This window comes from Bradyrhizobium sp. USDA 4504 (assembly GCF_054063995.1).
On record NZ_JBSSGV010000001.1, the window covers coordinates 1,178,915 to 1,205,404 of the forward strand.

A 26,490-nucleotide genomic window follows, 5' to 3' on the forward strand; every position below is an offset into this window, starting at 1 on the left:
CCTTTGACATTCGGCGCGCGGCTTTGCGCGGCCGGAAAACGCGAGGTCCCGGAAGCCTGCGCTTCCGGGACCCAATTCGCCAAAGCCACTATTCACCCTGCTTGGTCGCCCAGTAGAGCAGCACCTGGTTGTCCGCGCGCTGGGTCAATTTGACCTTTTTCGACACGCCCCACACCAGCGGTTGCTGATGCAGCGGAATGTAGCCGTAATCCTTGATGACGATGTCGTAGGCCTGCTTGATCAACTGGTCGCGCTTGGCAGTGTCGCCCTCGATCAGCACCTTGTCGGTGAGCGCGTCGACTTCCTTGTTGCAATAGCCACCGAGATTGGCCTCACCCCTTGTGGCATCCTTCGGATCGTCGCGGCAGCCGAGGATGTCGTGCAGCACGTTGTGCGAGTCGGACGTCGCGGGCGTCCAGCCCAGCATGAAGAACGAGGTCTGGTAGCCGCCGGGCTTCAGCACCTTGGCAAAATACTGCGCCTTCGGCTGCGCCAGCAGGTTCACCTTGACGCCGATGCGGGCCAGCATGCCGACCACCGCCTGGCAGATCGCGGCGTCGTTGACATAGCGGTCGTTCGGGCAGTCCATCGTGACTTCGAAGCCGTTCGGATAGCCGGCGTCGGCCAGCAGCTTCTTGGCACCATCAGGATCGAGCTTCGGCCGGGTGAATTCCTTCGACAGCGGATAAAGCTCGGGGGCGATCATCAACGTCGAAGGGGTCGACATGCCGCGCATGACGCGGGTCTTGATCAGATCGACGTCGATCGTCTTGTAGAAGCCTTCGCGGACGCGGATGTCCTTGAACGGATTCTTGCCCTTGACGTTGGAATACAGCAGCTCGTCCCGCGCCGTATCCATGCCGATGAAGATGGTGCGAATCTCCGGCGCGGTCATGACGGTGGCGACGCCGCTGGAATTGACGCGCTGGATGTCCTGGAGCGGAACCGGTTCGATCACGTCGACTTCGCCCGAGAGCAGCGCGGCAACGCGGGTGGCGTCGGAGCCGATCGGGGTGAAGATGATCTCCTTGAGATTATGCTCGGGCTTGCGCCAATAGCCGGCAAACGCCTTGAACACGGTCTTCACGCCGGGCTGGTGGCTCTCGATCGTGAAGGGGCCGGTGCCGTTCTCGTGCAGCGCCGCGTAGCTCGGCGTGGTTGCGGAGGCCGGCGTCGGTGCGACCGAGTTGTTCTCCTCGCACCACTTCTTGTCCATGATGTACCAGCTATCCCATTGTGAGATCAGAATGGGATTGGGCGAGTCCAGCGTCACGTCGACGGTGTAGTCGTCGACCTTGCTGAACTTGGCGTCGGCCGGGACGTTGCTGAGGAAGTTGGAGCCCTTGGCGCGGACGCGCTCGGCCGAGAACAGCACGTCGTCGGCGGTGAAGGGATCGCCATTGTGGAATTTCACGCCCTTGCGCAGATGGAAGCGCCATTTGGTCGGGCTCAGCGTCTCCCAGCTTTCCGCCAGGGCCGGAATGATCTTGAGGTCCTTGTCGCGCGCGGTGAGGCCTTCGTAGACGTGGGCGTGGTGCGCGATCGTCGTGGTTTCCTTCAGCGTGTAGGGATCCAGCGACTTCAACTCGCCCTGGTTCGCATACTTCAACGTTTGGGCCGATGCCGGCAAAGCAAAGGCGACGAGTGCGGCGACAGTGGCCGCAAACAAACTCCAACGTCCCGACATGTAATCCCGCGTCCCCGTTTTTGTCCGCCGGCTGCTTTGTCCGGCTGGTATTATTGATCCATGTTGCCAGAGTTTACCGGCCGCGCAAGCGCGATTTGCCAAAGGGTTAACCCATCCGCGCGGGTGCAGCGCAATGAACCGGCTTGGAGAGTAGGCTGTAGGCGCGAACGCGTGACATTCGACTTTCGGAGTGCCGCTTGTCGGTCACGGGAATGATCACCGGCGCGCCTCGAGCAACCGCTCCAAACGGTTTGGTTGACCATAACGGATGATTGAGGCCGACTGCCCCCCGGGGCAGGTACGGCTCGCTTGCGCAACTCGCCCCGTCCCGGCGATACTGTGGCGGGCCAAGGCGCATTTGAGGAGGCGGATATGAAAGTCAACGTCGAGATAGATTGTACGCCCCTCGAAGCGCGGCAATTCTTCGGCCTGCCCGATGTGGGGCCGATGCAGGCGGCGGTGATGGACAAGCTGCAGCAGCAGATGACGTCGAACATCGACAAGATCTCACCGGAATCGCTGATGCAGAGCTGGTTCACCTTCGATCCCAAGCTCGCCGAACGCTTCCAGGACATGTTCGTGGCGATGGCCGGCTTCGGCGGCACGAGCAAGAAGAAATAGTGACCGACATGGACAGGAGCGTTGATGGGACCGAACGCCGGTTGCGCCCGCCGAGCCTGTTCCTGATGCTGGCGGAGGCGCGCGGCGTGCTCGAACTCAATTCGAGCCTGCTGCTGTCACCCCTCCTGATGCAGGCGCCGAAGGGCGATGGTCATCCGGTGCTGGCGCTGCCGGGCTTCCTTGCCAGCGACCTTTCGATGGCGCCGATGCGGCGCTATCTCAAGGAGCTCGGCTACGATGCCTATGCCTGGAACATGGGCCGCAATTTCGGCGGGATTTCCAGCAGGCGGGCTGCGCTGCGCGACCTGCTGAAGCGGGTCCATGAGGCGACCGGGCGGAAGGTCTCGATCATCGGCTGGAGCCTCGGCGGCGTCTATGCGCGCGACCTGGCGTCGCAGATGCCGGAGCTGGTGCGCTCCATCATGACGCTGGGCAGCCCGTTCGCCGACGACATCCGCGCCACCAATGCGACGCGGCTCTATGAGCTCTTGTCCGGCGAAGCTGTGGGTGACATCCCTGAGATCCGCGCCGCGATCGCCGGCGACATGCCGGTGCCGACAACCTCGATCTATTCCCGCACCGATGGCATCGTGAACTGGCGGACCTCGCGCGTGCGGCCGTCGGCCACCGCCGAGAACATCGAGGTGCATTTCGCCAGCCATATCGGCCTCGGCGTCAATCCCGCGGCGCTGTGGGCAATTGCGGACCGGCTGGCCCAGCCGGAAGGGGAATTCCGGCATTTTGACCGCTCGGGCCCCTTTGCCATTGCCTACGGGCCGGCAGAACAGGCACTATCCTGACCAAACGACGAGAAGCGCCGCCCAAGGCGCCCGCGTAAGTAGGCTCTCGGGAGGAGACCATGAGCGACGCCAAGAAGCTGTCCTCGCTGGACGCATCGTTTCTCTATCTGGAAACGCCGGAAATGCCGATGCATGTGGGCAGCATGGCGATCTTCCGCCTGCCCGACGGCTACAAGGGCGACTTCTTCGAGGAGTTCAAGGCGATGATCGCCTCGCGGCTGCACATCGCGCCGATCCTCAAGGCGCGGCTGCAGAAGGCGCCGCTCGACATCGATCATCCGTCCTGGGTCGAGGACGACCAGTTCGACATCGACCGCCACATCTTCCGCGCCAGCCTGCCGGCGCCGCGCGATCGCGCGACGCTGGAGCGTATCGTCGGCTGGATGCACGCCAAGCTGTTGAACCGCGCCCGCCCGCTCTGGGAGTTCTACGTCTTCGAGGGCATGAAGGACAACGAGATCGGGCTCTATTCCAAGATGCACCATGCCTGCATCGACGGCGGCGCCGGCGCGGCGCTGACCAGCATGATCTACGACCTGACGCCGGTGCCGCGCGAGATCGAGCCGCCGAGCGCGAAGAAGGTCGCGCAGGAACCGCGCGACATCGCGGCCAATCTGATCGATGCCTATCAGCAACTCTGGACCCAGCCGTTCGAGGCGGCCGCCGCCGCGCAGAAGAGCCTGGAGCTGCCGCGTTCCGGCAAGAGCGACCTCGGCTCGATCCTGTTCGACAACGCCATGTTTCAGATCGAGAGCGCGGTGAAGTTCGCCGGCTCCATGCCGACGGTCATGAAGAGCCTGTCCGACGTCGTCGCCAAGGTCGCCGATCCGAGGTCGCGCGAGAGCCTGCAGGCGATGTCCTCGCCGCCGACCATCCTCAACAAGGCGATCTCGTCCGAGCGCAGCTTTGCCGGCACCTCGATCTCGCTGTCGCGTGCCAAGGCACTGGCGAAGGCGTCCGGCGGCAAGCTCAACGACGTCGTGCTGGCGCTCGCCTCCGGCGTGGTGCGGCGCTATCTGATCAGCCAGGGCGCGCTGCCGAACAAGTCGCTGACGGCAGGCGTTCCGATCTCGCTGCGCGAGGAGGGCAACGCCGAATCCAACAACCAGGTGTTCGGCATGATCTGCTCGATCGCGACCGACATCGAAAACCCAAGGAAGCGGCTCGAAACCATCATCGCGCAGTCGACCAAGTCCAAGGAGATGTCGCATCCGCTGCGCGCTTTGGTGCCGCAGGTCACCAACATCTCGTTGCTGGGCGCGCCGATCCTGGTGCAGATCATGGCGCTGCTTTACAGCCGCTCCGACCTCTCCAACGTGCTGCCGCCGGCCACCAACATCACGGTCTCGAATGTGCCGGGGCCGCGGCAGACGCTGTATGCGGCGGGTGCCGAGCTGCTGCACATCTTCCCGGTTTCGATCTCGACCCACGGCGTGGCGCTCAACATCACCGTGCAGAGCTACCGCGATCAGCTCGATTTCGGCTTCATCGTGGGCGCCAACATCATTCCCCACGTGCAGGTGATGTGCGACATGCTGCCGCTCGAGTTCGATGTCCTCGAGGCGGCGTTCGCTCCCCCGCCCGCGGACATCAAGGGCGCAGCCGAATAAGGATCCCTGTCGATGATTGAGATGCCACCGCTGCAGTTCGCCGAGACGAACGGCATCCGCATGGGGTTTTATGAAGCAGGCCCCAAGACCGACACGCCGCCGGTGGTGCTGTGCCACGGCTGGCCTGAACTGGCGTTCTCCTGGCGCCACCAGATCAAGGCGCTGGGCGAGGCCGGCATCCGGGTGATTGCGCCGGATCAGCGCGGCTATGGCGCGACCGACCGGCCGGAGCCGGTCGAGGCCTACGACATGGAGCACCTGACCGGCGACCTCGTCGGCCTGCTCGACCATCTCAAGATCGACAAGGCGATCTTCGTCGGTCACGACTGGGGCGGCTTTGTCGTCTGGCAGATGCCGCTCAGGCATCATCAGCGGGTCGCCGGCGTCGTCGGCGTCAACACGCCGCATTGGGACCGCGCGCCGATGGATCCGATCGCGCTGTTCCGCCAGCGCTTCGGCGATCACATGTACATCGTCCAGTTCCAGGATCCGGCGCGCGAGCCCGACCGCATCTTCGGCAGCCGCGTCGAGCAGACCTTCGACGCCTTCATGCGCAAGCCGGTGCCGCGTCCGGCGGACGCGCCGCCCGAACAGCCGATCGCCGGCGTCGGCGCCTCGGCGCGGCTCAACCTGGCGTTTCCGCAGATGATCGCGAATTACGACGCCAAGCATGATCCGCGCACGCCGATCCTGTCCGCGGACGAGAAAAAGGTGTTCGTCGACACCTTCATCAAGACCGGCTTCACCGGCGGCATCAACTGGTATCGCAATTTCACCCGCAACTGGGAGCGCTCGGCCGGGCTGGACCATCACGTCCGGGTGCCGTCGCTGATGATCATGGCCGAGAACGACGCGGTGCTGCCGCCCTCGGCCGCCGACGGCATGGAGCGGCTGGTGCCGGACCTCGAGAAGTATCTGGTCAAGGACAGCGGCCATTGGACGCAGCAGGAAAAGCCTGACGAAGTCAGCGCGAAGCTGATCGAATGGCGCAGAAAGCGGTTTGGCTGACGGCAGCGTCGTCATTCCGGGGCGATGCGCAGCATCGAACCCGGAATCTCGAGATTCCGGGTCTGGTCCTTCGGACCATCCCGGAATGACTGAGGTTAGAGGGGGCACTTCGAAAATGGCGTCCGGCAACAGACTGAGTCCGATTCCGCATCCGCCGACGAAGCCGGTGGTCGGCAACATGCTGTCGCTGGACTCGACCGCGCCGGTGCAGCATCTCGTCAAGCTCTCCAAGGAGCTCGGACCGATCTTCTGGCTCGACATGATGGGCGCGCCGCTCGTGATCGTGTCCGGCCACGATCTCGTCGACGAGCTCTCCGACGAGAAGCGCTTCGACAAGGCGGTGCGCGGCTCGCTGCGCCGGGTGCGTGCGGTCGGCGGCGACGGCCTGTTCACCGCCGACACCAAGGAGCCGAACTGGAGCAAGGCGCACAACATCCTGATGCAGCCGTTCGGCAACCGCGCCATGCAGTCGTACCACCCGAGCATGGTCGACATCGCCGAGCAGCTGGTCAAGAAATGGGAGCGCCTCAACGCCGACGAGGAGATCGAGGTCGTCCACGATATGACGGCGCTCACCCTCGACACCATCGGCCTCTGCGGCTTCGACTACCGCTTCAACTCGTTCTACCGCCGCGACTACCACCCGTTCGTGGAATCGCTGGTGCGCTCGCTCGAAACCATCATGATGACCCGCGGCCTGCCGCTCGAGGGTCTGTGGATGCAGAAGCGGCGCAGGACGCTGGCCGACGACGTCGCCTTCATGAACAAGATGGTCGACGAGATCATCGCCGAGCGGCGCGGCAGCACCGCCGCGACCGACGACAAGAAGGACATGCTGGCGGCGATGATGACCGGCGTCGACCGCGCCACCGGCGAGCAGCTCGACGACGTCAACATCCGCTACCAGATCAACACCTTCCTGATCGCCGGCCACGAGACCACCAGCGGCCTGTTGTCGTGCACGATCTACGCGCTGCTGAAGCACCCGGAGGTGCTGAAGAAGGCCTATGAGGAGGTCGATCGCGTCCTCGGTCCCGACGTCAATGCGCGGCCGACCTATCAGCAGGTGACCCAACTCACCTACATCACGCAATGCCTGAAGGAGGCGCTGCGGCTGTGGCCGCCGGCGCCGGCCTACGGCATCGCGCCGCTCAACGATGAGATGATCGGCGGCAAGTACAAGCTGAAGAAGAACACCTTCATCACCATCCTGGTGATGGCGCTGCATCGCGATCCCAGCGTCTGGGGTCCGAACCCCGACGTGTTCGATCCCGAGAATTTCAGCCGTGAGGCGGAGGCCAAGCGCCCGATCAATGCCTGGAAGCCGTTCGGCAACGGCCAGCGCGCCTGCATCGGCCGCGGCTTTGCCATGCACGAGGCGGCGCTGGCGATCGGGATGATCCTGCAACGCTTCAAGCTGATCGACGTGCATCGCTACCAGATGCATCTGAAGGAGACGCTGACCGTCAAGCCGGATGGCTTCAGGATCAAGGTGCGGCCGCGCGACGACAAGGACCGCGGCGCGTTCGCCGGCAGCACGGGCGCGGTTGCGGCCGCGCCGAAGGCTCCGCGCGCGCCGACCACGCGTCCCGGCCACAACACGCCGATGCTGGTGCTCTACGGCTCCAATCTCGGCTCCGCCGAGGAACTGGCGACCCGCATGGCCGATCTGTCGGAGATCAACGGCTTCGCGACGCGGCTGGGTCCGCTGGACGATTATGTGGGCAAGCTGCCGGAGGAGGGCGGCGTGCTGATCATCTGCGCCTCCTATAATGGCGCGGCGCCCGACAACGCGACGCAGTTCGTCAAATGGCTCGACAGCGACCTGCCGAAGGATGCCTTCGCCAAGGTCCGCTACGCGGTGTTCGGCTGCGGCAACAGCGATTGGGCGGCGACCTACCAGTCGGTGCCGCGCTTCATCGACGAGCAGCTCACCAAACATGGCGCGCGCGCCGTCTATCCGCGCGGCGAGGGCGACGCGCGCAGCGATCTCGACGGCCAGTTCCAGAAATGGTTCCCGGAGGCGGCCAAGGTCGCGACCAAGGAATTCGGCATCGACTGGAATTTCACCCGCACCGCCGAGGACGAACCGCTCTACGCGATCGAGCCGGTGGCGCAGGGTGCGGTCAATACCATCGTGACACAGGGCGGCGCGGTGCCGATGAAGGTGCTCGCCAATAGCGAGCTGCAGACCAAGGCAGGCGCTCATCCGTCGGAGCGTTCGACCCGGCATATCGAGGTCGAGCTGCCGTCCAGTCTGAAATACCGCGTCGGCGATCATCTCAGCGTGGTGCCGCGCAACGATCCTACATTGGTCGATTCCGTTGCGCGCCGCTTCGGCTTCCTGCCGGCCGACCAGATCCGTCTGCAGGTCTCGGAAGGCCGCCGCGCGCAACTGCCGGTCGGCAACGCCGTGTCGGTCGGACGGCTGCTCACCGAGTTCGTCGAGCTGCAGCAGGTCGCGACCCGCAAGCAGATCCAGATCATGGCCGAGCACACTCGCTGCCCGGTGACCAAGCCGAAGCTGATGGCCTATGTCGGGGACGACGATGCCTCGGCCGCGCGCTATCGCGCCGACGTCTTGGCGAAGCGCAAATCGGTATTTGACCTGCTCGAGGAATATCCGGCCTGCGAGCTGCCGTTCCACCTCTATCTCGAAATGCTGTCGCTGCTGGCGCCGCGCTATTATTCGATCTCGTCGTCTCCGGCCGGCGAGGCGCAGCGCTGCAGCGTCACCGTGGGCGTGGTGGAGGCGCCGGCAAGTTCCGGCCACGGCATCTACAAGGGCGTCTGCTCGAACTATCTGGCGCGCCGCCGCGCCGGCGACACCGTCCACGCCACCATCAAGGAGACCAAGGCCGGCTTCCGCCTGCCGGACGACAACGCCGTGCCGATCATCATGATCGGGCCGGGCACCGGGCTCGCACCGTTCCGTGGCTTCCTGCAGGAGCGCGCCGCGCGCAAGGCGCAAGGCGCGACGCTGGGGCCGGCGATGCTGTTCTTCGGCTGCCGGCACCCCGAGCAGGACTTCATCTATGCGGATGAGCTGAAGGCGTTCGCAGCCGACGGCGTCAGTGAACTCCACACCGCCTTCTCGCGTGCCGATGGCCCGAAGACCTATGTGCAGCACCTTGTCGCCGCTCACAAGGACCGGGTCTGGGAGCTGATCCAGAAGGGCGCGGTCGTCTATGTCTGCGGCGACGGCGGCAGGATGGAGCCCGACGTCAAGGCGACCTTGATCTCGATCTATCGCGAGCGCACCGGTGTCGACACCGACGCCGCCGCGCGCTGGATCGAGGAAATGGGCACCAGGAACCGCTACGTGCTCGACGTCTGGACAGGCGGCTAGGCTCACGCCTTCGTAGCCCGGATGAAGCGAAGCGTAATCCGGGACAGTCTCATGCGGACGGGGCAGACCCCGGATTTCGCTTCGCTCCATCCGGGCTACGGCAGAGGTGCCTGCCATGATACAAACCGCCGCATGATTCCATGGGAAAAGATCGATACCGCGCGCATTCCCGGCACCGAGGGTGAATTGCGTCTGATGCGGCGAGGCCACGAATTCTCGATCATGCTCGGCACCAACGAGCTGATGAACAGCCGCCTGTCGGGCTCGGAAGAGGCGTTGGCGACGCTTGCCGCGAAGAAGATCGAGACGGTCGCACGGCCGCATTTTCTGATCGGCGGCCTTGGCATGGGCTTTACGCTGCGGGCCGCGCTCGCCGTGCTCGGACCCGAGGCGCGGATCACGGTGGCCGAGCTGGTGCCGGCGGTCGTTGCCTGGGCGCGAGGCCCGATGGCGGAGATCTTCGGCGGCAGCCTGAACGATCCGCGCGTGAGCATCCGGGAGGAGGATGTTGCCAGCGTGATCGAACGCCAACCGCTCGGCTTCGATGCCATCCTGCTCGACGTCGATAACGGGCCTGAAGGTCTCACCCGCAAGGCCAATGACGCGCTGTATGATGTCTCCGGGCTCAAGATCGCACACGCCGCGTTGCGGCGCGGCGGCGTGCTCGCCGTCTGGTCGTCCGGTCCGAATGCCAAGTTCCCGAAATCGCTCACCCGGGCCGGGTTCGCGGTCAACGAAATTGCCGTCCGCGCCACCGGCCGAGGCCGCGGTGTCCGCCACGTGATCTGGATCGCGGTCAAGCAATAGCGGGCGTCCCGGCGCGCTCGCCAGCCTGATCATGCCAGTGGCTGAACACAAGCCATCACGATGCCTCAGAACATCGTGTTGCTGTTGGCGGGATTCTCCGGAATGGGCTGCGCCACGTCCCAGTGCTCGACGATCTTGCCGTCCTCGAGTTTGAAGATGTCGATGATCGCGTTGCCGCGGGTGCCGGGCTCGCGCACGGCGTGGACGTGCAGGATCACGTAGTCGCCGTCGACGAATGAGCGCTTGATCTCGCTGTGCGAGTTCGGAAACTTCTCGCGCAGGAAGCCGATGAACTTGCGGAAGCCTTCGCGGCCGTCGGCCGCGCCGGGATTGTGCTGTACATAGCGGTTGTCGACATAGGCGAGCGCCGCGTCGGCGTCCTTCTGGTTCAGCCCCTTCTCGTAGAACGCCAGCACCGCCTTGCGGTTGGCTTCCTGCTGCGCTTGGCTGGCAGCCGCCAGTGCCGATGAAGACGCGAGCGCGAGGAGGAGAGCGGCGACGGCTGTCTGTGGCCGGAGAAGGGTCTTCATCTGGTTGCTCCCGGTGGCTGAGCGTGGATAGCGCTCTCTACAGCGTCCATGCCGCGCCCGGAAGAACGCACTCCTGGCTCACATGGTTACCGGAAGATACCGGAGCCCCGTTCCGATTGAATCGGGACGGGGCTCTCGATTTTGGCTTTGGGGCGTTTTCTTCACGCGAACCGGGATCCACTTCGCTCGAAAACGCTCTGGCCTCACGCCGCCTTCGCCGCCGCGCCATGCGCGTGCTTGTCGATGGCGTCGATGATCTGCGGCCACATCGGAATCGGCAGGGCGTGGCCCATGCCCTCGATCATCACCAGCTTCGCGCCCGGGATCGAGACCGCGGTGTCCTTGCCGCCTTCGGGATGCACCAGCGGATCGATGGTGCCGTGGATCACCAACGTCGGCGCCTTGACGCCGCGCAGGCGCTCCTTGCGGCTGCCGGAGGCGAGGATGGCGCGGAGCTGACGGCCGACGCCCTCCGGATTGAGGCCGCGCTCGAAGGTGCGCCGCGCGCGTTCGGGATCGAGCGCCTCATCTTCAGGGAACGAGCCGTTACGCAGGACTTTCCAGGTCTGCCCGAAGCGGACGAAATACTCTTCCTTGCTCTTCGGTGGCGGCGCCATCAGCACTGCGGTCGCCTCGCGGGTCGGGCCCGGGATCTTTGGATTGCCCGTGGTCGACATGATCGAGGTCAGCGAGCGCACACGCTCGGGGAAGGTGATGGCAACCTCCTGCGCGATCATGCCGCCCATCGATGCACCGACCAGATGCGCGGTGCGGATGCCGAGCGCATCCATCAGCCCGATCGTATCCCTCGCCATGTCGGCCAGCTTGTAGGGCGCTGCGACCGGGATCTTCAGGAAGCGGAGCTTGAGCAATTCGAGCGCGGTCAGCCGCTTGCCGCCGCTCAGGCGGGAGGATTTGCCGATATCCCTGTTGTCGAATCGGATGACGCGAAAGCCGCGGGCGGCGAGCTGGCGGCAGAACTCGTCGTCCCAATGGATCATCTGGGCGCCGAGGCCCATGATCAGGAGCAGCGGCTCGGCATTCGCATCGCCAAACATCTCGTAGCAGATGTCGATGCCATTGGCGCGGATGATCTGCGGCGGCTGATGGGCGAGCGTGGTCACGGGCGTCCCCTGCTGGTGTCGCGGTCAGGAACCTCTATGCCACGGATTGACGCAGCGCAGAAGAGCCTCGGCGTCGCTGGTCGCGCCGCGCAGTTGACCGATCAGCAGCAACAGTGTCGTATGGCAGAAACAAATGGAAGCGCGGCAAGCGCCCGAAATTGGTGTGGAGGAGCGCCGCATGGCCGACAAGGGCAACGACCCTGCCGTGATCTGGCAGACGATGATTGGCGAGATGGAGAAGGGGTTCAACTCCTTCGGCAACCAGCTCATGAGCTCGCCGGAATTTTCCAAGGCGATGAACCAGGCCGGCGGCGTTGCGGCCGGCGCGCAGAAGCAGCTCGGCGAGCTGATGGAGAAATATCTGCTGGCGATGAACCTGCCGAGCCGCGCCCAGCTCGTCGGCATGGCCGAGCGCCTGCAATCGATGGAGAACCAGCTCAACGAGATCAAGACGCTGCTGCAGCAGGTGCACCACAATTCGCTGGCGCCGGACGACGGCCATGGCGCAACGCCGCGGCCACCGCGCACCAAGCAGCCGCCAGCGGAGGGAGGCAGCAAATGAATGCTCCCACCCCCTTTGATTTCGCCTCGATCTCCGAGCGGGTCCAGTCCGAGGTGCAGCGCGCGATCCAGCGCAGCATCAAGGGCGTCGAGTATTTCTCGAGCTCCGGCCCGTCGCTCGGCTCGACGCCGAAAGACGTGCTGTATTCGCGCGGCACCATGAACCTCTATCACTACCGGCCGCTGGCCAGCGAAGTCTATCGCGTGCCGGTGCTGATCGTGATGGCGACCACCAACCGCGGCTATATCCTCGACCTGGTGCCGGGGCAGAGCTTCATCGAGTTCCTGCTCAAGCGCGGCTTCGACGTCTACATGCTGGACTGGAGTGCGCCGAAGCCCGAGGAAAGATCGCTGCGCATGGAGGACTACGTCCTCGACTTCATTCCGGAATCGGTCCGCCGCGTGCAGCAGGATTCCGGCGAAAAGGACGTCTCGGTGATCGGCTATTGCTTCGGCGGCGTGCTGTCGCTGCTGTACGGCTCGATCTTCAACGACGGGCCGATGAAGAACCTGATCTGCTTCACCACGCCGATCGATTTCCGCGAGATGAAGCTGTTCTCGAATTTCGCCGACCGCCGCTATTTCGACGTCGACCGCCTGATCGACAGCACCGGCAACATGCCGCCCGAACTGATCCTGCAATCGTTCGACATGTTGCGGCCGGCCGCGCGTGTCGTCGGCCAGATCCAGCTCTGGGACAACATCTGGAACGACGAGTTCGTCAAGTCGTACCGGATGTTCGATCGCTGGGCGACCGACACGCTGCCGCTCGCGGGCGAATATTTCCGCTCCATCACCAAGGACCTGATGTGGGACAACAAGCTCTACAACGACACCATGACGGTCGGCGGCCGCGCGGCCAAGCTTGCCGACATCAAGGTGCCGATCCTGCACGCGGTCGCCGAGCACGACCACATCGTGCCGTATGATGCGGCAAAACATCTGATCACCAAGATCGGCTCCGAGGACAAGGAGGAGGTGATGCTGAAGGGCGGTCACGTCTCGCTGGTCGCCGGCGCCAATGCAATCAAGCGGCTGTGGCCGAAACTGGACTCCTGGCTGAGCAAAAGATCGACCTAAGAAGGGTCGACTTGAGAGAGATCGACATGACCGAACAACGTTCCTATCCGCGCCGCGTCAAGACCGAGGCGGGCGACATCGAGTTTCGCCTGATGATTCGGGACCACGAGGCCGCGGTGCTGGCCTTCGCGCAAAAGCTGCCGACGCATGATCTCTTGTTCCTGCCGCGCAACATCAGCCAGCCGAAGGTGCTGTCGGCCTGGATCAACGAGATCGAGCGCGGCGACATCACGAGCCTGCTCGCGATCAAGGACGGCAAGGTGGTCGGCTGCGGCACCCTGGTGCGCGATCCGCATTCCTGGTCGCCGCATGTCGGCGAGATCCGGATGGTGGTGTCGCTCGACGTGCGCGGGCAGGGCGTCGGCCGGGCGCTGTCGCAGGAGACCTTCGCCATCGCGCTCGGTGCCGGGCTGGAGAAGTTCTCGGTGCAGATGACCGTCGATCAGCGGGCGGCGATCGCGCTGTTCGAGAGCCTCGGCTTCAAGGCTGAGGCCCTGCTGCGCGACCATGTCCGCGACGTCGAGGGCAAGACCCACGACATTGTCGTGCTCGGGCACAACGTGGCGCAGGTCCGGGCCCAAATGGAGGCTTACGGAGTGTCTGACGCGGTCAGTGGTAATTAGAAACCGTTTCCTAGGCATTCCGCCGGATCTTCGTGCTGTTCACAGGTTCGTGATATCGCGCTGCAACATAGATGTTGCGACGCACCATGAGGCGTGTCATAACACCGTTGCCCCGGGCCAAACCGGACGGGGTGAGCCCATAGCTCAAACCTGAGGATGGAGAGACCCCAATGACCACCGAAACCAATTCCGTGCTGAACAGCGTCAAGGAAGCCTTCGCGCCCGTCACCGAGGCGTTCACCAAGCTTCAGAACTTGGAAGTTCCGGAAGCCGCCCGTGAGTTCGTGAAGAAGCAGGCCGAGGCCGCCAAGACCCGCGCTGCCGATGCCTATGCCGGCTCGGAGAAGGTGACCAACGTGATCGAGTCCGCCGTTGCCGGTTCGGTGACCGAAGCCGCCAAGATCAGCCGCAACATCCAGCAGGCGATCTACCAGGACGCCGAGGCGTTCTTCGCCGGCATCGACAAGCTCGCGTCGGCCAAGTCGCTGAGCGAAGCCGCCCAGATCCAGTCGGAGCTGGCCCGTGCGCGTGGCGAACTGTTCGTCTCGCGGGCGAAGGCCACCACTGAGTATCTCGGCAAGCTCGTCACCGATGGTGCGAAGACCGCGCAGGACAACTTCGCCAAGGTCTACGGCAAGACCGCCTGATCGCGGCCGCGCTGGCCAACTGCCCTTTTCGAAGGCCCGCCATTTTGCGGGCCTTCTTTTTTGGCGGTGTCCTTCATAGCTCATGTGTCCACCGTCATTCCGGACGACGCGAAGCGGCGATCCGGAATCTCGAGATTCCCCGGTGCGCAATTGCGCACCTGAGGTTCGTGCTTCGCACGCCCCGGAATGACGGCGGTGAGCCATGCTATGCTTCGTTCGTCACCCCCGCGAAACCCCATGACCCTTCCCGCCGCCCTCATCGCAACGCCAGTCGACGTCGAACGCGCGGCCGAGCTGCGGCGCGTCAAGTGGCTGGCGACTGGCGTGCTGGCGGCAACCTTCATCATCTTCATCGCAGCGAAAGCACTGCTGCCGGTGCATCCGGTGTTCGGTTTCATCGCCGCGTTTGCCGAGGCCGCAACCATCGGCGGCCTCGCCGACTGGTATGCCGTCGTCGCCTTGTTCAAGCGGCCGCTCGGCCTGCCGATCCCGCATACCGCGATCATCCAGAGCAATCAGGCGCGCATCGCCGAGAAGCTCGGCGAATTCATCGAGAACAACTTTTTGGAATCCGGGCCGGTCGAGGCCAAGCTGCGCGAGATCGATTTCGGTTCGTTCATCGCCGACTGGCTGCGCGACCGCAAACGTTCCGAGGATCTCGCCCGCTTCGTGCTGCGGATGCTGCCCGAGGCATTCGCGGCGACCGAGAGCTCGGGGTTGATGCAGTTCATCAGCCGCCGCGTCACGACGCAGGTGCTCTCGATCGACCTCGCGCCGCTCGCGGCCGGCGCGCTGCGCGGCTTCGTGCAGGAGGGCAAGCATGGCGGCCTGCTCGACGACATCCTGCGCGTGCTGCACCAGACGCTGACGCAGCAGGAGACCATGGCGGTGATCCGCGACAAGGTCCGCGCCGAGATGCCGACGCTGCTCAGGCTCTATCGTGCCGACAAGTTCGTGGTGAACCGGATCATCGCGTCCGCCGCGAAATTCTTCGAGGAAGTGCGCAACGACCCGCAGCATCCGTTCCGCGGCGAGTTCGACCGCATGCTGCTGTCCTTTGTCGACCGGCTCGGCAGCGACAAGGCATTCGCCGACCGCATCGATGGTCTCAAGCGCGATTTGATGGCGCGGCCGGAGCTTGCCAATCTCGGGCGCACCATCTGGGCCAACGTCAAGGACTTCATCGAACGCAGCGCCTCGGGCGAGTCGCAGGTGCTGCAGCATCAGCTGGCGCGAATGTTGGTCGAGGCCGGCGACGCGCTCGACGGCGACACCGACCTGCGCGGCGAGATCAATCAGGGCCTGGTGGCGATCCTGCGCACCGTCGTCGCCGAGCAGAAGAGCGGCGTCTCGGGCTTCATCGCCGACCAGATGAAGAGCTGGGACATGGAGCAGCTGATCTCCCTGATCGAGGTCAATGTCGGCAAGGATCTGCAATACATCCGCTTCAACGGCGCGCTGATCGGCGGGCTTGCCGGCCTTGCGCTTTACACCCTGGAATACACGCTGCGGCTGCTGTGACCGATTGGGCACGAACGTCACTTTAGTTGTGGCAAGTGTGACCCGGACCGCTTGCACGAAAGTGTCCGGTTCCCTAGCTTTTCAGGACAGATTGTTGCGTTGCGGAACGATTCCGCCGGGTTTGAGTCAATCCCGTTGACCATTCTCGTTGGTCCCATTGCCGGCGGTCCTGCCGGAAGAGGAGCTGAAATGTCCGTTGCTGCGCAGACGCTACGCCCGCCGTCCAGGACGCTGATGTTTCTGGAAGGCCGCGCCATTCATGAGCTCGGCGCCTTTCTTGGTGCATTGCCGCTGCTCAGCCTCGCGCCGCGCGGCGATGGGCATCCGGTGCTGGTGCTGCCGGGGCTGATCGCTTCCGACATGTCGACCCGGCCGCTGCGCGACTTTCTCAGGAGCAAGGGCTACGCCGTCAGCGGCTGGCGCCAGGGCCGCAATCTCGGGCTTCGCGCCGGCGTGCAGGACGGGATGGTCGAGCTGCTGCAGGAGATGAATGAAACCACCAGCCGCAAGGTCTCGGTGGTCGGCTGGAGCCTCGGCGGCCTCTATGCGCGCCAGCTCGCCAAGATGATGCCGGAGCGCGTGCGCCAGGTGATCACGCTCGGCAGCCCGTTTGCCGCCGGCCCGAAGTCGACCAACGCCTGGCGCGTCTATGAGATGGCCAGCGGGCGTCGTGCCGACGAGGAGGATTCCCGTTTCGGCGGCTCGCTCGCCAGCGCGCCGCCGGTGCCGACCACCGCGATCTTCAGCCGCACCGACGGCGTCTGCGCCTGGCAGGGCTGCCGCGAGCAGGCCTCGTCGATGACCGACAGCATCGAGGTCGAGAGCAGCCATTGCGGCATGGGTCATCATCCGGCCGTGGTCTATGCGGTCGCCGATCGCCTCGCGCAGAAGGAAGGCGAGTGGGCGCCGTTCGATCGCAGCGGCTGGCGCAGCATCGTTTATCCGGATCCGAATCGCTGACTTGCTTGCCTCGCCCCGCTTGCGGGGAGAGGCCGGATCGCATGAAGCGCAGCGCAATGCGATCCGGGTGAGGGGGAGTCTCCACGAGCGCAACTCGCACCGTGATTGCGGAGAGCCCCCTCATCCCGAGCTTCTCCCCGCACGCGGGGAGAAGGAGAAGACCCTGCATTGTCGTGAATCGACAAAACGCGCTATGCGTTGGGCATGCCACAGCCGCTTGCCCGCATCGTCGATCAGCTGAAGCGCGAGCCGTCACGCACCGGCTCGATCATCATCACCGTGTTCGGCGATTCCATCGTGCCGCGCGGCGGCTCGGTGTGGCTCGGCACGCTGCTGGAATTCTTCAAGTCGCTCGACATCGACGGCAATGTGGTGCGCACCGCGATGTCGCGGCTCGCCGCCGACGGCTGGCTCGAGCGCAACAAGGTCGGCCGCAACAGTTTTTATCGGCTGAACGCCAAGGGCCGGCAGACCTTCGACACCGCGACTCGGCACATCTACGATCCGCCGCCGTCGGACTGGACCGGCCGCTTCGAGCTGTTGTTGATCGGCAATGCCGAGGACCGCGACGCCGCGCGCGAGGCGTTGAAGAATGCTGGCTTCGGCACCCCGCTGCCCGGCGTATGGGTCGCGCCGTCGGGCGTGCCGATCCCCGATGAAGCGTCGCGCGCGATCCGGCTCGAAGTCTCCGCGGAAGATGACAGCGGAAGGCGGCTACTCAGCGAAAGCTGGCCGCTCGACCGCACCGCGGACGCCTATCTGAAGTTCATGAAGACGTTCGAGCCGCTGCACGGCTCGATCATCCGCGGCGAGACGCTGAGCGACGCCGACGCCTTCACCGCGCGCATTCTCTTGATCCACCATTACCGCCGCGTCGTGCTGCGCGATCCGCTGCTGCCGTATCAGCTGCTGCCGAAGGACTGGCCGGGCAGGGCGGCGCGGAAACTCTGCGGCGAGATCTATCGCGGGCTGCTTTCGCCGTCGGAACAATGGCTTGACGACCACGCAACCAACCAGGACGGGCCGCTTCCGAAGCCCAACGGGGCGGTGGCGCGCCGTTTCGAGGGTGTCTGAATATATTACAAAAACTTCTTGCATTCGAAAATTTGTGTTATATATTGCTGCCTAACAACACATTGGGAGGTCGGCCATGTACACGCAGGCGCTCAACTCATCCGACGGCGACGATCGCGGCGTCGAGGATGTCGCCCGTGCCAGTCAGTTCCAGGCCCGCATCGATGCCGACGAGCGCATCGAGCCGAACGACTGGATGCCCGCCGCCTACCGCAAGACGCTGACGCGGCAGATTTCCCAGCACGCCCATTCCGAAATCGTCGGCATGCTCCCCGAGGGCAACTGGATCACCCGCGCGCCGTCGCTGCGCCGCAAGGCCGCGCTGCTCGCCAAGGTGCAGGACGAATGCGGCCACGGCCTCTATCTCTACGCCGCCGCCGAGACGCTCGGCACCTCGCGCGAGGAGCTGGTCGACGCGATGCTCTCGGGCAAGGCGAAATATTCCTCGATCTTCAATTATCCGACGCTGACCTGGGCCGACATCGGCGCCATCGGCTGGCTGGTCGACGGCGCCGCGATCATGAACCAGATCCCGCTGTGCCGTTGCTCCTACGGCCCCTATGCGCGTGCGATGATCCGCGTGTGCAAGGAGGAGTCGTTCCACCAGCGCCAGGGTTTTGAGATCATGGTGACCCTGTGTCGCGGCACCGCGGAGCAGAAGGCGATGGCGCAGAACGCGCTCGATCGCTGGTGGTGGCCGGTGCTGATGATGTTTGGTCCGCCGGACCAGGTCAGCCAGCACAGCGACACCTCGACCAAATGGAAGATCAAGCGCTTCTCCAATGACGAGTTGCGCCAGAAATTCATCGACGCCACCGTCCCGCAGGCCGAATTCCTGGGCCTGACGATCCCCGATCCCGGCATGAAGCAGAACGCTAACGGCAATTGGGAACACAGCCCGATCGACTGGGACGAGTTCAAGCAGGTGCTGGCAGGCAACGGCCCCTGCAACCGCGATCGTCTCGCCGCGCGCCGCAAGGCGCATGAGGAGGGGGCCTGGGTGCGCGAGGCCGCGATGGCCTATGCCGAGAAGCGCAAGCGCCGCCAGCTCGCGCAAGCCGCAGAATAAGGGAGCGCCGCCATGGCCACGCCGAACGTTCCGCTCTGGGAAGTCTTCATCCGCAGCCGCAATGGCCTGGCGCACAAGCATGTCGGCTCGCTGCACGCGGCCGACGCGACGCTCGCCCTGCAGGCCGCGCGCGACATCTACACCCGCCGCGGCGAGGGATTGTCGATCTGGGTGGTGCCCTCGAACGCGATCACCGCGTCCGATCCGTCCGAGAAGGGCATGATGTTCGAGCCGGCGGAATCCAAGATCTACCGTCACCCGACCTTTTACGACGTCCCCGACGAAGTCGGGCACATGTGAATTTCACCCGTCATGGTGAGGAGGCGCGCAGCGCCGTCTCGAACCATGACGCCCGATCGTAACCGCGGCCAACCTTCGAGACGCCTGCTGCGCAGGCTCCTCAGGATGACGTCGAGCAAGTGGATGCAGGTGGAATAGAGAACATGGCAACCGCCAACATCGAAGTCTCCGAAACGCCGCTGGTGCTCTACGCGCTGCGCCGCGCCGACGACGCGCTGATCCTCGGCCATCGGCTGTCCGAATGGTGCGGCCATGCGCCCGCGATGGAAGAGGACATGGCGCTCGCCAATATGGGGCTCGACCTGCTCGGTCAGGCCCGTGAGCTCTACACCTACGCGGCCAAGGTCGAAGGCCGAGGCAACGACGAAGACAAGTTCGCCTATCTGCGCGACGTCCGGCAGTATCGCAACCTGCTGCTGGTCGAGCAGCCGAACGGCGACTTTGCTCGCACCATGGTGCGGCAATTCTTCTACGCGGCATTCGCCGATCTCTACTGGCGCGCGATGATGGCCTCGTCCGATCCGACGCTCGCCGCGATCGCGGCGAAGTCGGAGAAGGAGAGCGCCTATCATGTCAGGCATTCGTCGGAATGGATCGTTCGCCTCGGCGACGGCACCGAGGAGAGCCATCGCCGCGCGCAGGATGCGATCGACGACCTCTGGGCCTATACCGGCGAGATGTTCACGATCGATGACGGCGAGCGCGGCCTGATCGATGCCGGCATCGCGATCGACCCAGCGGCGCTGCAGCCGCGCTGGCTGAAGACGGTCACCGGCATCGTCAACGAGGCGACGCTGGCGTTGCCGAGGAGCGATTGGATGCAGCAGGGCGGCCGCAGCGGCCGGCACAGCGAGCATCTCGGCCATCTCCTCAGCGAGCTGCAATCGATGCAGCGGACCTTTCCGGGGGCAACATGGTGACCGTCGCGCTCAGCGATGCCGATCTGCGCCGGCGCGCCTGGAGCGCGGCCGCGCAGGTGGTCGATCCCGAAATCCCGGTGCTGACCATCGCCGATCTCGGCGTACTGCGCGATGTCGCGGTCCACGACGGTCATGTCGAGGTCGCGATCACGCCGACCTATTCCGGCTGTCCCGCCATGAACATGATCGCACTCGAGATCGAGCTCGCTCTGGCGCGTGAAGGCATTCATGGGCCGAAGGTCCGCACCGTGCTGTCGCCGGCCTGGACCACCGACTGGATGAGCGAGGACGGCCGCCGCAAGCTGAAGGAGTACGGCATCGCGCCGCCGCTGCCGGGCTCCTCGCGCCGCGCGCTGTTCGGCGAGCAGGCGGTCGCGTGCCCGCAGTGTGGCTCGGGAGATACCGAGCTGCTCTCCGAATTCGGCTCGACCTCCTGCAAGGCGCTGTGGCGCTGCAGGAGCTGCCGTGAACCCTTCGATTACTTCAAGTGTCATTGACCATGTCGACACCGCGCTTTCACCGCCTGTCCGTCAGCGATCTGCGCCGCGAAGCGTCGGACGCGATCTCGATGACTTTTGCGATCCCCGACGATCTGCAAGGCGACTACCGTTTTACGCCGGGCCAGTATCTGACGCTGCGCACCACGATGGATGGCGAGGAGGTTCGCCGCTCCTATTCGATCTGCTCCGGTCCCGACGACGGCGAATTGCGCATCGCGGTGAAGAAGGTCGACGGCGGCGCATTCTCGAACTGGGCGGCCGAGGAATTGAAGACCGGCGACGAGCTCGACGTGATGACGCCGACCGGGCGTTTCGGCGTCGCCCACGCGCCGGGCGAGGCGCGGACCTATGTCGGCTTTGCCGCCGGTAGCGGCATCACGCCGATCCTCTCGATCATCAAGGGCGTGCTGGCGCGCGAGCCGGACAGCCGCTTCTTCCTGTTCTACGGCAACCGTTCGACTGAGGGCGTCATGTTCCGCGAGGCGCTGGAGGAGCTGAAGGACCGCTTCATGCAGCGGCTCTCGGTATTCCACGTCATCTCGGGCGAGGAGCAGGACATTCCGATCCTGCACGGCCGGCTCGACGGCGAGAAGGTGCGGGTGCTGCTGCGCTCGCTGGTGCCGGCCGAGACGGTCGATCACGTCTTCGTCTGCGGTCCGGCCGCGATGAGCGAGACCATCGAGGCCACCTGCCGCGAGATCGGCATCGCCGACGAGCGCATCCATGTCGAACGCTTCGTGTCGGAATTCGGCGGCAAGCCGCGGGCGAAGGTCGTCGTTCCGGCCGGCGCGCCGCCGAAGGCGATTGCCGGGCTGATCATCGACGGCAAGCGCCGCGAGGTCCCGGTGGCCGACGGCGAGTCGATCCTCGACGCTGCGCTGCGCGCCGGCATGGACCTGCCGTTTGCCTGCAAGGGCGGCATGTGCTCGACCTGCCGCGCCAAGCTGGTCGAAGGCGAGGCGCCGATGGACCTGAACTATTCGCTGGAGCCGTGGGAGCTGAAGGCGGGGTTCATCCTCACCTGTCAGGCCAAGCCGTGCTCTGAGAAGGTCGTGGTCGACTACGACCACGTCTGAGATTGTCGTCATTCCGGGTTCGCTGCTGCGCATCGCCCCGGAATGACGGAAGTAGCGTTGACGCCTCGTGCGTCGCGCTTGAAATTGAAGTTCGGCACAAGAGGCCCTCCGCAACGGGCCCGCGCACAGGGAGTTCGATGTGAACGTGAAGGCCACGCTATCGCCCGAGGACGTTGCCCGCGCCTGCGCGGACGCGATGTGGAAGGAAGACGACGCCAGCAAGGGCCTCGGCATGGAGCTCGTCGAGATCAGGCCGGGGCAGGCGGTGATGGCGATGACGGTGCAGCCGCACATGGTCAACGGCCAGCGCATCTGTCATGGCGGCTACATCTTCACGCTGGCCGATTCAGCCTTCGCCTTTGCCTGCAACAGCCGCAACGATCGCGCGGTGGCGGCGCAGGGCAACGTCACTTTCATCCGGCCCGGCAAGCTTGGCGACCGCCTGGTGGCGACCGCGCGCGAGATCTCGCGCAATGGCCGCTCGGGAATCTACGACGTGAGCGTGACCTCCGGCGACAGCGTGATCGCCGAATTCCGCGGGCATTCGCGCGTGATAGCGGGCACCTGGCTGCCGGATACGGACATCAAGGCATAAAGGCTTCAGGGGAAACGTCGATGGCAACGGCAAAGCTCAAGGACAGCGGTTATCACGCCGAGCTCGATGCGGCCGAGCGCGCCTCGCGCGACGAGATCATGGCGCTGCAGACCAGGCGGCTGGCCTGGTCGCTCAAGCATGCCTATGACAATGTCGCGCACTACAGGAAGGCGTTCGATGCCGCCGGCGTGCAGCCGTCCGACTTCAGGCAGCTTCCCGATCTCGCCAAATTTCCGTTCACGGTGAAGACGGATCTGCGCGACAATTATCCCTTCAACATGTTCGCGGTGCCGCGCGAACAATTGGTGCGGGTCCATGCGTCCTCCGGCACGACCGGCAAGCCGATCGTGGTCGGCTATACCAAAGCCGATATCGACACCTGGGCGGACGTGATGGCGCGCTCGATCCGCGCCGCCGGCGGCCGCACCGGCATGCTGATGCACAATGCCTATGGCTATGGCCTGTTCACCGGCGGCCTCGGCGCGCATTACGGCGCCGAGCGGCTCGGCTGCACGGTGATCCCGATCTCCGGCGGCATGACCGAGCGGCAGGTGCAGCTCATCAACGACTTCCGGCCCGACATCATCACGGTGACGCCGAGCTACATGCTGGCGATCCTCGACGAGTTCAAGCGACAGGGCCTCGACCCGCGCAAATCGTCGCTCAAGTTCGGCATCTTCGGCGCCGAGCCCTGGACCAATGCGATGCGCGTCGAGATCGAGCAGGCGTTCGACATGGACGCCACCGACATCTATGGCTTGTCGGAGGTGATCGGTCCCGGCGTCGCGCAGGAATGCGTGGAGACCAAGGACGGCCTGCACATCTGGGAGGACCACTTCTATCCGGAGGTGATCGATCCCCTGACCGGCAAGGTGCTGCCCGACGGCGAGAAGGGCGAGTTGGTGTTCACCTCGCTGACTAAGGAAGCCTTTCCGATCATCCGCTACCGCACCCGCGACCTGACGCGGCTGTTGCACGGCACGGCGCGGCCCGGCATGCGGCGGATGGAGAAGGTGACCGGCCGCTCCGACGACATGATCATCCTGCGCGGCGTCAACGTGTTCCCGACCCAGATCGAGGAAGCGCTGCTGGCGACCGACTGGTGCGGCGGTCACTTTGTCATCGAGCTGACCCGTGAGGGCCGCATGGACGAGATGACGGTGCTCGCCGAAGCCCGGCCGGAGAGCTGGGACGGCGAGGGGCTGACTGCACACGCCGAGAAGGTCTCCGCCTTCATCAAGAACACGATCGGCATCTCCACCCGCGTCCGCGTCGTTGCGCCCGAGACGCTGGAGCGTTCGCTCGGCAAGGCGAAACGTGTTTACGACAAGCGGCCGAAAGAATAGCCTAATCCCTGCAATTCAACAGGGCGCAGGGTATGGCCGACACCAATGAAACGACCGCTGCGGAGATCCTGGCTGATATCCGCGCCGGCAAGGTAACGGCGGTCAGTGTCGTCGAGGCCGCGCTCGATCGTGCGGAGCGGCTCAAGCACCTCAACGCCTTCATCGTGCTGAACCGCGACGGCGCGCTGGCCGCGGCGCGCGAGGTCGATGCCGGGACGCGGACCGGCGTGCTGGCCGGGCTTCCGATCGTCGTGAAGGACAATATCAACACATCAGAACTGCCGACATCGGGCGGCACGCCGGCGCTGCAACACGCGCGGCCTGCGCGCAATGCGCCGTCGCTGCAAAAGCTGCTCGATGCGGGTGCCGTCGTCATCGGCAAGACCAATCTGCACGAGCTTGCCTTCGGCATCACCAGTACCAATCTCGCACCGTTCGCAGGACCGGTGCGGAATCCATACGACACCAGCCGGATCCCGGGCGGGTCGTCCGGCGGAACGTCGGCGGCGATCGCCGCGCGCATCGCCACCTGTGGCCTCGGATCGGACACCGGCGGCTCGACCCGCGTGCCCGCGGCGTTGACCGGGACCGTGGGCCTTCGGCCTTCAGTCGGCGATGGCGGCGCCGAGCGGCGTTATCACGATGACAACCAGGTGGTTCCGATCAGCCATACCCGCGACACCGTCGGCCCGATGGGACGCACCGTCGCCGATGTCGCGCTGCTCGATGCCGTGATGACAGGCACGCCGCTGGCAACGAGCATCCCGCTACGCGGCGTGCGTCTCGGCATTCCCGCCTGTTTCTGGAGCGGCCTCGATCGCGATGTCGAAGCCGTCGCCCGCGCAGCCTGCGCCCGGCTCTCGGCGGCCGGCGCGGTGCTGGTCGATGTCGACATGCCCGATCTGTTTGAGCAGAACGGCAAGGTGTCGTTTGTGGTCGCGTTGCACGAGCCGATCGCCGATATCCCGGCCTGGCTCGCCGCCTCCGGGATTGAAGGGATCACGCTGTCCGACATCGCGGCCGGCGTCGCCAGTCCTGATGTCGTCGGCGCATTCGGTGCCATCACTACGGACGCCTTCGGTGCCGCCTATGATGATGCAATCAAAGTGCAGCGGCCGGTGCTGCAGGCGATCTATGCCACCTACATCAGGGACAACGGGCTGGATGCGATCCTGTTTCCGACCACGATCGCGCCTGCACCGGTCATCGACGAAAACAACGGATCCGGCGAGGTGTCGGTCAATGGCGGCGCGCAGGTGCCGACCTTCGGCACCTTGATCCGCAACACCGATCCCGGCAGCAATTCTGGCCTTCCCGGGCTGTCGCTCTATGCCGGCATGACGTCCGATGGCCTGCCGGTTGGGCTCGAGCTCGACGGTCCGGTCGGCAGCGATGCAAGGCTGCTCGGGCTCGGCCTGTCGATCGAGGCGATCCTGGGCACGGCCCCGCCGCCGAAGCTCTGACTCGGCCGGCCGCAACAAGCCCCTTGAATTGATCGGTCAGTCGATTAGTCATGGCCCGAGGCCATCCGGCCGCCACCATCCGCGTGCCTTGCGGCGCGCTCCATGACCGAGACTGGAACGCTGATGCCGCCGGCCCCGCAAGCAAACCGTCATCCTGTCGACGCGCGCTGCGTCCGCCTGCTGACGAAGGCGGAGAACGCGGCGGCGGTGGCGCCAGCGGTCGAGACCCTTGCGTTGTCGCGCGCGGCGGACGATCTGCTCATCGAGGTGAGGGCCGCCGCGGTCAATCCGTCCGACGTCAAGGCCGCGACCGGGCTGATGCCCTATGCCATATTCCCGCGTACCCCGGGCCGCGACTACGCCGGTGTCGTAATCGATGGTCCCGCTGAATTCATCGGGCGTGAGGTGTTCGGCTCGTCCGGCGACCTCGGCATCCGCCGCGACGGCACCCATGCCACGCATCTGGTGGTCGAGCGCGATGCCGTGGTGGAAAAACCCGCGGGCATTTCCTGGGACGAAGCCGCCGGGATCGGCGTGCCCTTCGTCACCGCGATGGAGGGCCTGCGCCGCGCCGGCCTGCCGAAGGCGGGCGAGACCGTGCTCGTGATGGGCGTCAACGGCAAGGTCGGGCAGGCCGCGGTGCAGATCGCGAGCTGGCACGGCGCGCGCGTGATCGGCGTGGTGCGCAAGAGCGAGCCCTATGAAGGCCACAGCAATTCGCCGGTCGAGGTGATCGACGCCTCGACCACCGACGTCGCCGCTCGCGTGCGCGAGCTGACCGGCGGCAAGGGCGCCAACATCGTCTACAACACGGTCGGCGATCCCTATTTCCAGGCCGCGCACAAGTCGCTGGCGCTGCGCGGCCGCCAGATCCTGATCGCGGCGGTCGACCGCATCGTGCAGTTCAACATCCTCGAATTCTACCGCGGCCAGCACACCTATGTCGGCATCGACACGCTTGCGCTGTCGTCGGTTGCGACCGGCGAGGTGTTGCGCGAGCTCGCGCCGGGCTTTGCCGGCGGACATCTGAAGCCATTCCCGATCAAGCCGAGCGCGATCTACCCGCTGGAACAGGCCAAGGCGGCGTTTGTTGCCGTGGCAGGCTCGTCGCGCGACCGCGTGATTTTGCGACCCTAGTTCACCGTCATTGCGAGGAGCGAAGCGACGAAGCAATCCATTTCTCTCCAGCGTGATAGTATGGATTGCTTCGCGTCGCTCG

25 protein-coding genes are annotated in these 26,490 nt (G+C 65.0%); 22 read left to right on the plus strand and 3 right to left on the minus strand.

Annotated features, from left to right (window positions below):
* Window positions 1-88: 88 nt before the first annotated feature.
* Complete coding sequence (locus ACVMB1_RS05050; RefSeq protein ID WP_316398450.1) at window positions 89-1,687, minus strand: ABC transporter substrate-binding protein; 1,599 nt, start codon at window positions 1,685-1,687, stop codon at window positions 89-91.
* 372 nt (window positions 1,688-2,059) lie between these two features.
* On the opposite strand from ACVMB1_RS05050, the gene ACVMB1_RS05055 reads away from it, so the two are divergent.
* The 6 genes from ACVMB1_RS05055 (at window position 2,060) to ACVMB1_RS05080 (ending at window position 9,882) form a co-directional block, all read left to right on the plus strand.
* Window positions 2,060-2,308, plus strand: a complete 249-nt coding sequence (locus ACVMB1_RS05055; protein ID WP_141340837.1) for a DUF6489 family protein — start codon at window positions 2,060-2,062, stop codon at window positions 2,306-2,308.
* 8 nt (window positions 2,309-2,316) lie between these two features.
* On the plus strand, window positions 2,317-3,108 hold the full coding sequence (locus ACVMB1_RS05060; RefSeq protein WP_316398451.1) for an alpha/beta fold hydrolase: 792 nt from the start codon (window positions 2,317-2,319) through the stop codon (window positions 3,106-3,108).
* A 59-nt stretch (window positions 3,109-3,167) separates the two neighbouring features.
* Complete coding sequence (locus ACVMB1_RS05065; protein WP_456814131.1) at window positions 3,168-4,718, plus strand: WS/DGAT/MGAT family O-acyltransferase; 1,551 nt, start codon at window positions 3,168-3,170, stop codon at window positions 4,716-4,718.
* A gap of 12 nt (window positions 4,719-4,730) precedes the next feature.
* The gene (locus ACVMB1_RS05070; RefSeq protein ID WP_316398453.1) at window positions 4,731-5,726 is read left to right on the plus strand and encodes an alpha/beta fold hydrolase; all 996 of its coding nucleotides are present in this window, start codon (window positions 4,731-4,733) and stop codon (window positions 5,724-5,726) included.
* A gap of 115 nt (window positions 5,727-5,841) precedes the next feature.
* A complete protein-coding gene (locus tag ACVMB1_RS05075) occupies window positions 5,842-9,075 on the plus strand; it encodes a bifunctional cytochrome P450/NADPH--P450 reductase (RefSeq protein WP_316398454.1) in 3,234 nt (1,077 codons plus the stop codon).
* A 132-nt stretch (window positions 9,076-9,207) separates the two neighbouring features.
* Complete coding sequence (locus tag ACVMB1_RS05080; protein WP_316398455.1) at window positions 9,208-9,882, plus strand: spermidine synthase; 675 nt, start codon at window positions 9,208-9,210, stop codon at window positions 9,880-9,882.
* A 65-nt stretch (window positions 9,883-9,947) separates the two neighbouring features.
* Here ACVMB1_RS05080 and ACVMB1_RS05085 read toward each other — a convergent pair whose 3' ends face one another.
* Together ACVMB1_RS05085 and ACVMB1_RS05090 are read right to left on the minus strand one after the other, a co-directional pair.
* Window positions 9,948-10,412 carry a nuclear transport factor 2 family protein gene (locus ACVMB1_RS05085; RefSeq protein ID WP_456814132.1) on the minus strand — a complete coding sequence of 155 codons (465 nt, stop codon included), beginning with the start codon at window positions 10,410-10,412 and terminating at the stop codon, window positions 9,948-9,950.
* A gap of 203 nt (window positions 10,413-10,615) precedes the next feature.
* Window positions 10,616-11,536 (minus strand): alpha/beta fold hydrolase, encoded by a 921-nt coding sequence (locus ACVMB1_RS05090; protein ID WP_168857785.1) that lies wholly within the window; start codon window positions 11,534-11,536, stop codon window positions 10,616-10,618.
* Between the two features lie 178 nt (window positions 11,537-11,714).
* Between ACVMB1_RS05090 and ACVMB1_RS05095 the strand changes: the two genes are divergently transcribed.
* From ACVMB1_RS05095 to ACVMB1_RS05170, 16 genes are all read left to right on the plus strand, one after another.
* Window positions 11,715-12,098: a hypothetical protein gene (locus ACVMB1_RS05095; protein WP_057017659.1), complete on the plus strand. Its 384-nt coding sequence runs from the start codon at window positions 11,715-11,717 to the stop codon at window positions 12,096-12,098.
* Entirely contained in the window at window positions 12,095-13,177 is a 1,083-nt protein-coding gene (locus ACVMB1_RS05100) for a PHA/PHB synthase family protein (RefSeq protein ID WP_141340843.1), read from the plus strand. The genes ACVMB1_RS05095 and ACVMB1_RS05100 overlap by 4 nt, the downstream gene beginning before the upstream one ends.
* A 26-nt stretch (window positions 13,178-13,203) precedes the next feature.
* On the plus strand, window positions 13,204-13,800 hold the full coding sequence (locus ACVMB1_RS05105) for a GNAT family N-acetyltransferase (RefSeq protein WP_038383826.1): 597 nt from the start codon (window positions 13,204-13,206) through the stop codon (window positions 13,798-13,800).
* Window positions 13,801-13,970: 170 nt separating this feature from the next.
* The gene (locus ACVMB1_RS05110) at window positions 13,971-14,447 is read left to right on the plus strand and encodes a phasin (protein ID WP_028331816.1); all 477 of its coding nucleotides are present in this window, start codon (window positions 13,971-13,973) and stop codon (window positions 14,445-14,447) included.
* Window positions 14,448-14,684: 237 nt separating this feature from the next.
* A complete protein-coding gene (locus tag ACVMB1_RS05115; protein WP_316398458.1) occupies window positions 14,685-15,968 on the plus strand; it encodes a DUF445 domain-containing protein in 1,284 nt (427 codons plus the stop codon).
* 189 nt (window positions 15,969-16,157) lie between these two features.
* On the plus strand, window positions 16,158-16,928 hold the full coding sequence (locus ACVMB1_RS05120) for an esterase/lipase family protein (RefSeq protein WP_456814133.1): 771 nt from the start codon (window positions 16,158-16,160) through the stop codon (window positions 16,926-16,928).
* Between the two features lie 204 nt (window positions 16,929-17,132).
* Window positions 17,133-18,002 carry a phenylacetic acid degradation operon negative regulatory protein PaaX gene (gene paaX / locus ACVMB1_RS05125; RefSeq protein WP_456814134.1) on the plus strand — a complete coding sequence of 290 codons (870 nt, stop codon included), beginning with the start codon at window positions 17,133-17,135 and terminating at the stop codon, window positions 18,000-18,002.
* A gap of 76 nt (window positions 18,003-18,078) precedes the next feature.
* The gene (gene paaA, locus ACVMB1_RS05130) at window positions 18,079-19,071 is read left to right on the plus strand and encodes a 1,2-phenylacetyl-CoA epoxidase subunit PaaA (protein WP_316398460.1); all 993 of its coding nucleotides are present in this window, start codon (window positions 18,079-18,081) and stop codon (window positions 19,069-19,071) included.
* 12 nt (window positions 19,072-19,083) lie between these two features.
* Entirely contained in the window at window positions 19,084-19,371 is a 288-nt protein-coding gene (gene paaB / locus ACVMB1_RS05135; RefSeq protein WP_016842890.1) for a 1,2-phenylacetyl-CoA epoxidase subunit PaaB, read from the plus strand.
* 143 nt (window positions 19,372-19,514) lie between these two features.
* Complete coding sequence (gene paaC / locus ACVMB1_RS05140; RefSeq protein ID WP_229190393.1) at window positions 19,515-20,291, plus strand: 1,2-phenylacetyl-CoA epoxidase subunit PaaC; 777 nt, start codon at window positions 19,515-19,517, stop codon at window positions 20,289-20,291.
* Window positions 20,285-20,788 carry a 1,2-phenylacetyl-CoA epoxidase subunit PaaD gene (gene paaD / locus ACVMB1_RS05145; RefSeq protein WP_229190392.1) on the plus strand — a complete coding sequence of 168 codons (504 nt, stop codon included), beginning with the start codon at window positions 20,285-20,287 and terminating at the stop codon, window positions 20,786-20,788. Before paaC ends, paaD begins: the two co-directional genes overlap by 7 nt.
* 2 nt (window positions 20,789-20,790) lie before the next feature.
* The gene (gene paaE / locus ACVMB1_RS05150; protein WP_057017627.1) at window positions 20,791-21,867 is read left to right on the plus strand and encodes a 1,2-phenylacetyl-CoA epoxidase subunit PaaE; all 1,077 of its coding nucleotides are present in this window, start codon (window positions 20,791-20,793) and stop codon (window positions 21,865-21,867) included.
* 139 nt (window positions 21,868-22,006) lie between these two features.
* On the plus strand, window positions 22,007-22,462 hold the full coding sequence (gene paaI / locus ACVMB1_RS05155) for a hydroxyphenylacetyl-CoA thioesterase PaaI (protein WP_057017660.1): 456 nt from the start codon (window positions 22,007-22,009) through the stop codon (window positions 22,460-22,462).
* Between the two features lie 20 nt (window positions 22,463-22,482).
* A complete protein-coding gene (gene paaK, locus ACVMB1_RS05160) occupies window positions 22,483-23,808 on the plus strand; it encodes a phenylacetate--CoA ligase PaaK (protein ID WP_316398461.1) in 1,326 nt (441 codons plus the stop codon).
* A 32-nt stretch (window positions 23,809-23,840) separates the two neighbouring features.
* Window positions 23,841-25,271, plus strand: coding sequence for an indoleacetamide hydrolase (iaaH, locus tag ACVMB1_RS05165; protein ID WP_456848314.1), 1,431 nt, complete (start codon window positions 23,841-23,843; stop codon window positions 25,269-25,271).
* Between the two features lie 102 nt (window positions 25,272-25,373).
* Entirely contained in the window at window positions 25,374-26,408 is a 1,035-nt protein-coding gene (locus ACVMB1_RS05170; RefSeq protein ID WP_410469807.1) for a quinone oxidoreductase family protein, read from the plus strand.
* The last annotated feature ends 82 nt before the right edge of the window (window positions 26,409-26,490 follow it).

Coding starts and splice junctions, on each gene's coding strand:
- ACVMB1_RS05050 (WP_316398450.1), bottom strand. CDS start 1,687: ATGTCGGGACGTTGGAGTTTGTTTGCGGCCACTGTCGCCGCACTCGTC.
- ACVMB1_RS05065 (WP_456814131.1), top strand. CDS start 3,168: ATGAGCGACGCCAAGAAGCTGTCCTCGCTGGACGCATCGTTTCTCTAT.
- ACVMB1_RS05095 (WP_057017659.1), top strand. CDS start 11,715: ATGGCCGACAAGGGCAACGACCCTGCCGTGATCTGGCAGACGATGATT.
- paaK (WP_316398461.1), top strand. CDS start 22,483: ATGGCAACGGCAAAGCTCAAGGACAGCGGTTATCACGCCGAGCTCGAT.
- ACVMB1_RS05070 (WP_316398453.1), top strand. CDS start 4,731: ATGATTGAGATGCCACCGCTGCAGTTCGCCGAGACGAACGGCATCCGC.
- paaE (WP_057017627.1), top strand. CDS start 20,791: ATGTCGACACCGCGCTTTCACCGCCTGTCCGTCAGCGATCTGCGCCGC.
- ACVMB1_RS05085 (WP_456814132.1), bottom strand. CDS start 10,412: ATGAAGACCCTTCTCCGGCCACAGACAGCCGTCGCCGCTCTCCTCCTC.
- paaB (WP_016842890.1), top strand. CDS start 19,084: ATGGCCACGCCGAACGTTCCGCTCTGGGAAGTCTTCATCCGCAGCCGC.
- ACVMB1_RS05105 (WP_038383826.1), top strand. CDS start 13,204: ATGACCGAACAACGTTCCTATCCGCGCCGCGTCAAGACCGAGGCGGGC.
- ACVMB1_RS05055 (WP_141340837.1), top strand. CDS start 2,060: ATGAAAGTCAACGTCGAGATAGATTGTACGCCCCTCGAAGCGCGGCAA.
- ACVMB1_RS05060 (WP_316398451.1), top strand. CDS start 2,317: ATGGACAGGAGCGTTGATGGGACCGAACGCCGGTTGCGCCCGCCGAGC.
- paaC (WP_229190393.1), top strand. CDS start 19,515: ATGGCAACCGCCAACATCGAAGTCTCCGAAACGCCGCTGGTGCTCTAC.
- ACVMB1_RS05110 (WP_028331816.1), top strand. CDS start 13,971: ATGACCACCGAAACCAATTCCGTGCTGAACAGCGTCAAGGAAGCCTTC.
- paaA (WP_316398460.1), top strand. CDS start 18,079: ATGTACACGCAGGCGCTCAACTCATCCGACGGCGACGATCGCGGCGTC.
- ACVMB1_RS05120 (WP_456814133.1), top strand. CDS start 16,158: ATGTCCGTTGCTGCGCAGACGCTACGCCCGCCGTCCAGGACGCTGATG.
- ACVMB1_RS05170 (WP_410469807.1), top strand. CDS start 25,374: ATGACCGAGACTGGAACGCTGATGCCGCCGGCCCCGCAAGCAAACCGT.
- ACVMB1_RS05100 (WP_141340843.1), top strand. CDS start 12,095: ATGAATGCTCCCACCCCCTTTGATTTCGCCTCGATCTCCGAGCGGGTC.
- ACVMB1_RS05075 (WP_316398454.1), top strand. CDS start 5,842: ATGGCGTCCGGCAACAGACTGAGTCCGATTCCGCATCCGCCGACGAAG.
- ACVMB1_RS05080 (WP_316398455.1), top strand. CDS start 9,208: ATGATTCCATGGGAAAAGATCGATACCGCGCGCATTCCCGGCACCGAG.
- ACVMB1_RS05115 (WP_316398458.1), top strand. CDS start 14,685: ATGACCCTTCCCGCCGCCCTCATCGCAACGCCAGTCGACGTCGAACGC.
- paaD (WP_229190392.1), top strand. CDS start 20,285: ATGGTGACCGTCGCGCTCAGCGATGCCGATCTGCGCCGGCGCGCCTGG.
- paaX (WP_456814134.1), top strand. CDS start 17,133: ATGCCACAGCCGCTTGCCCGCATCGTCGATCAGCTGAAGCGCGAGCCG.
- iaaH (WP_456848314.1), top strand. CDS start 23,841: ATGGCCGACACCAATGAAACGACCGCTGCGGAGATCCTGGCTGATATC.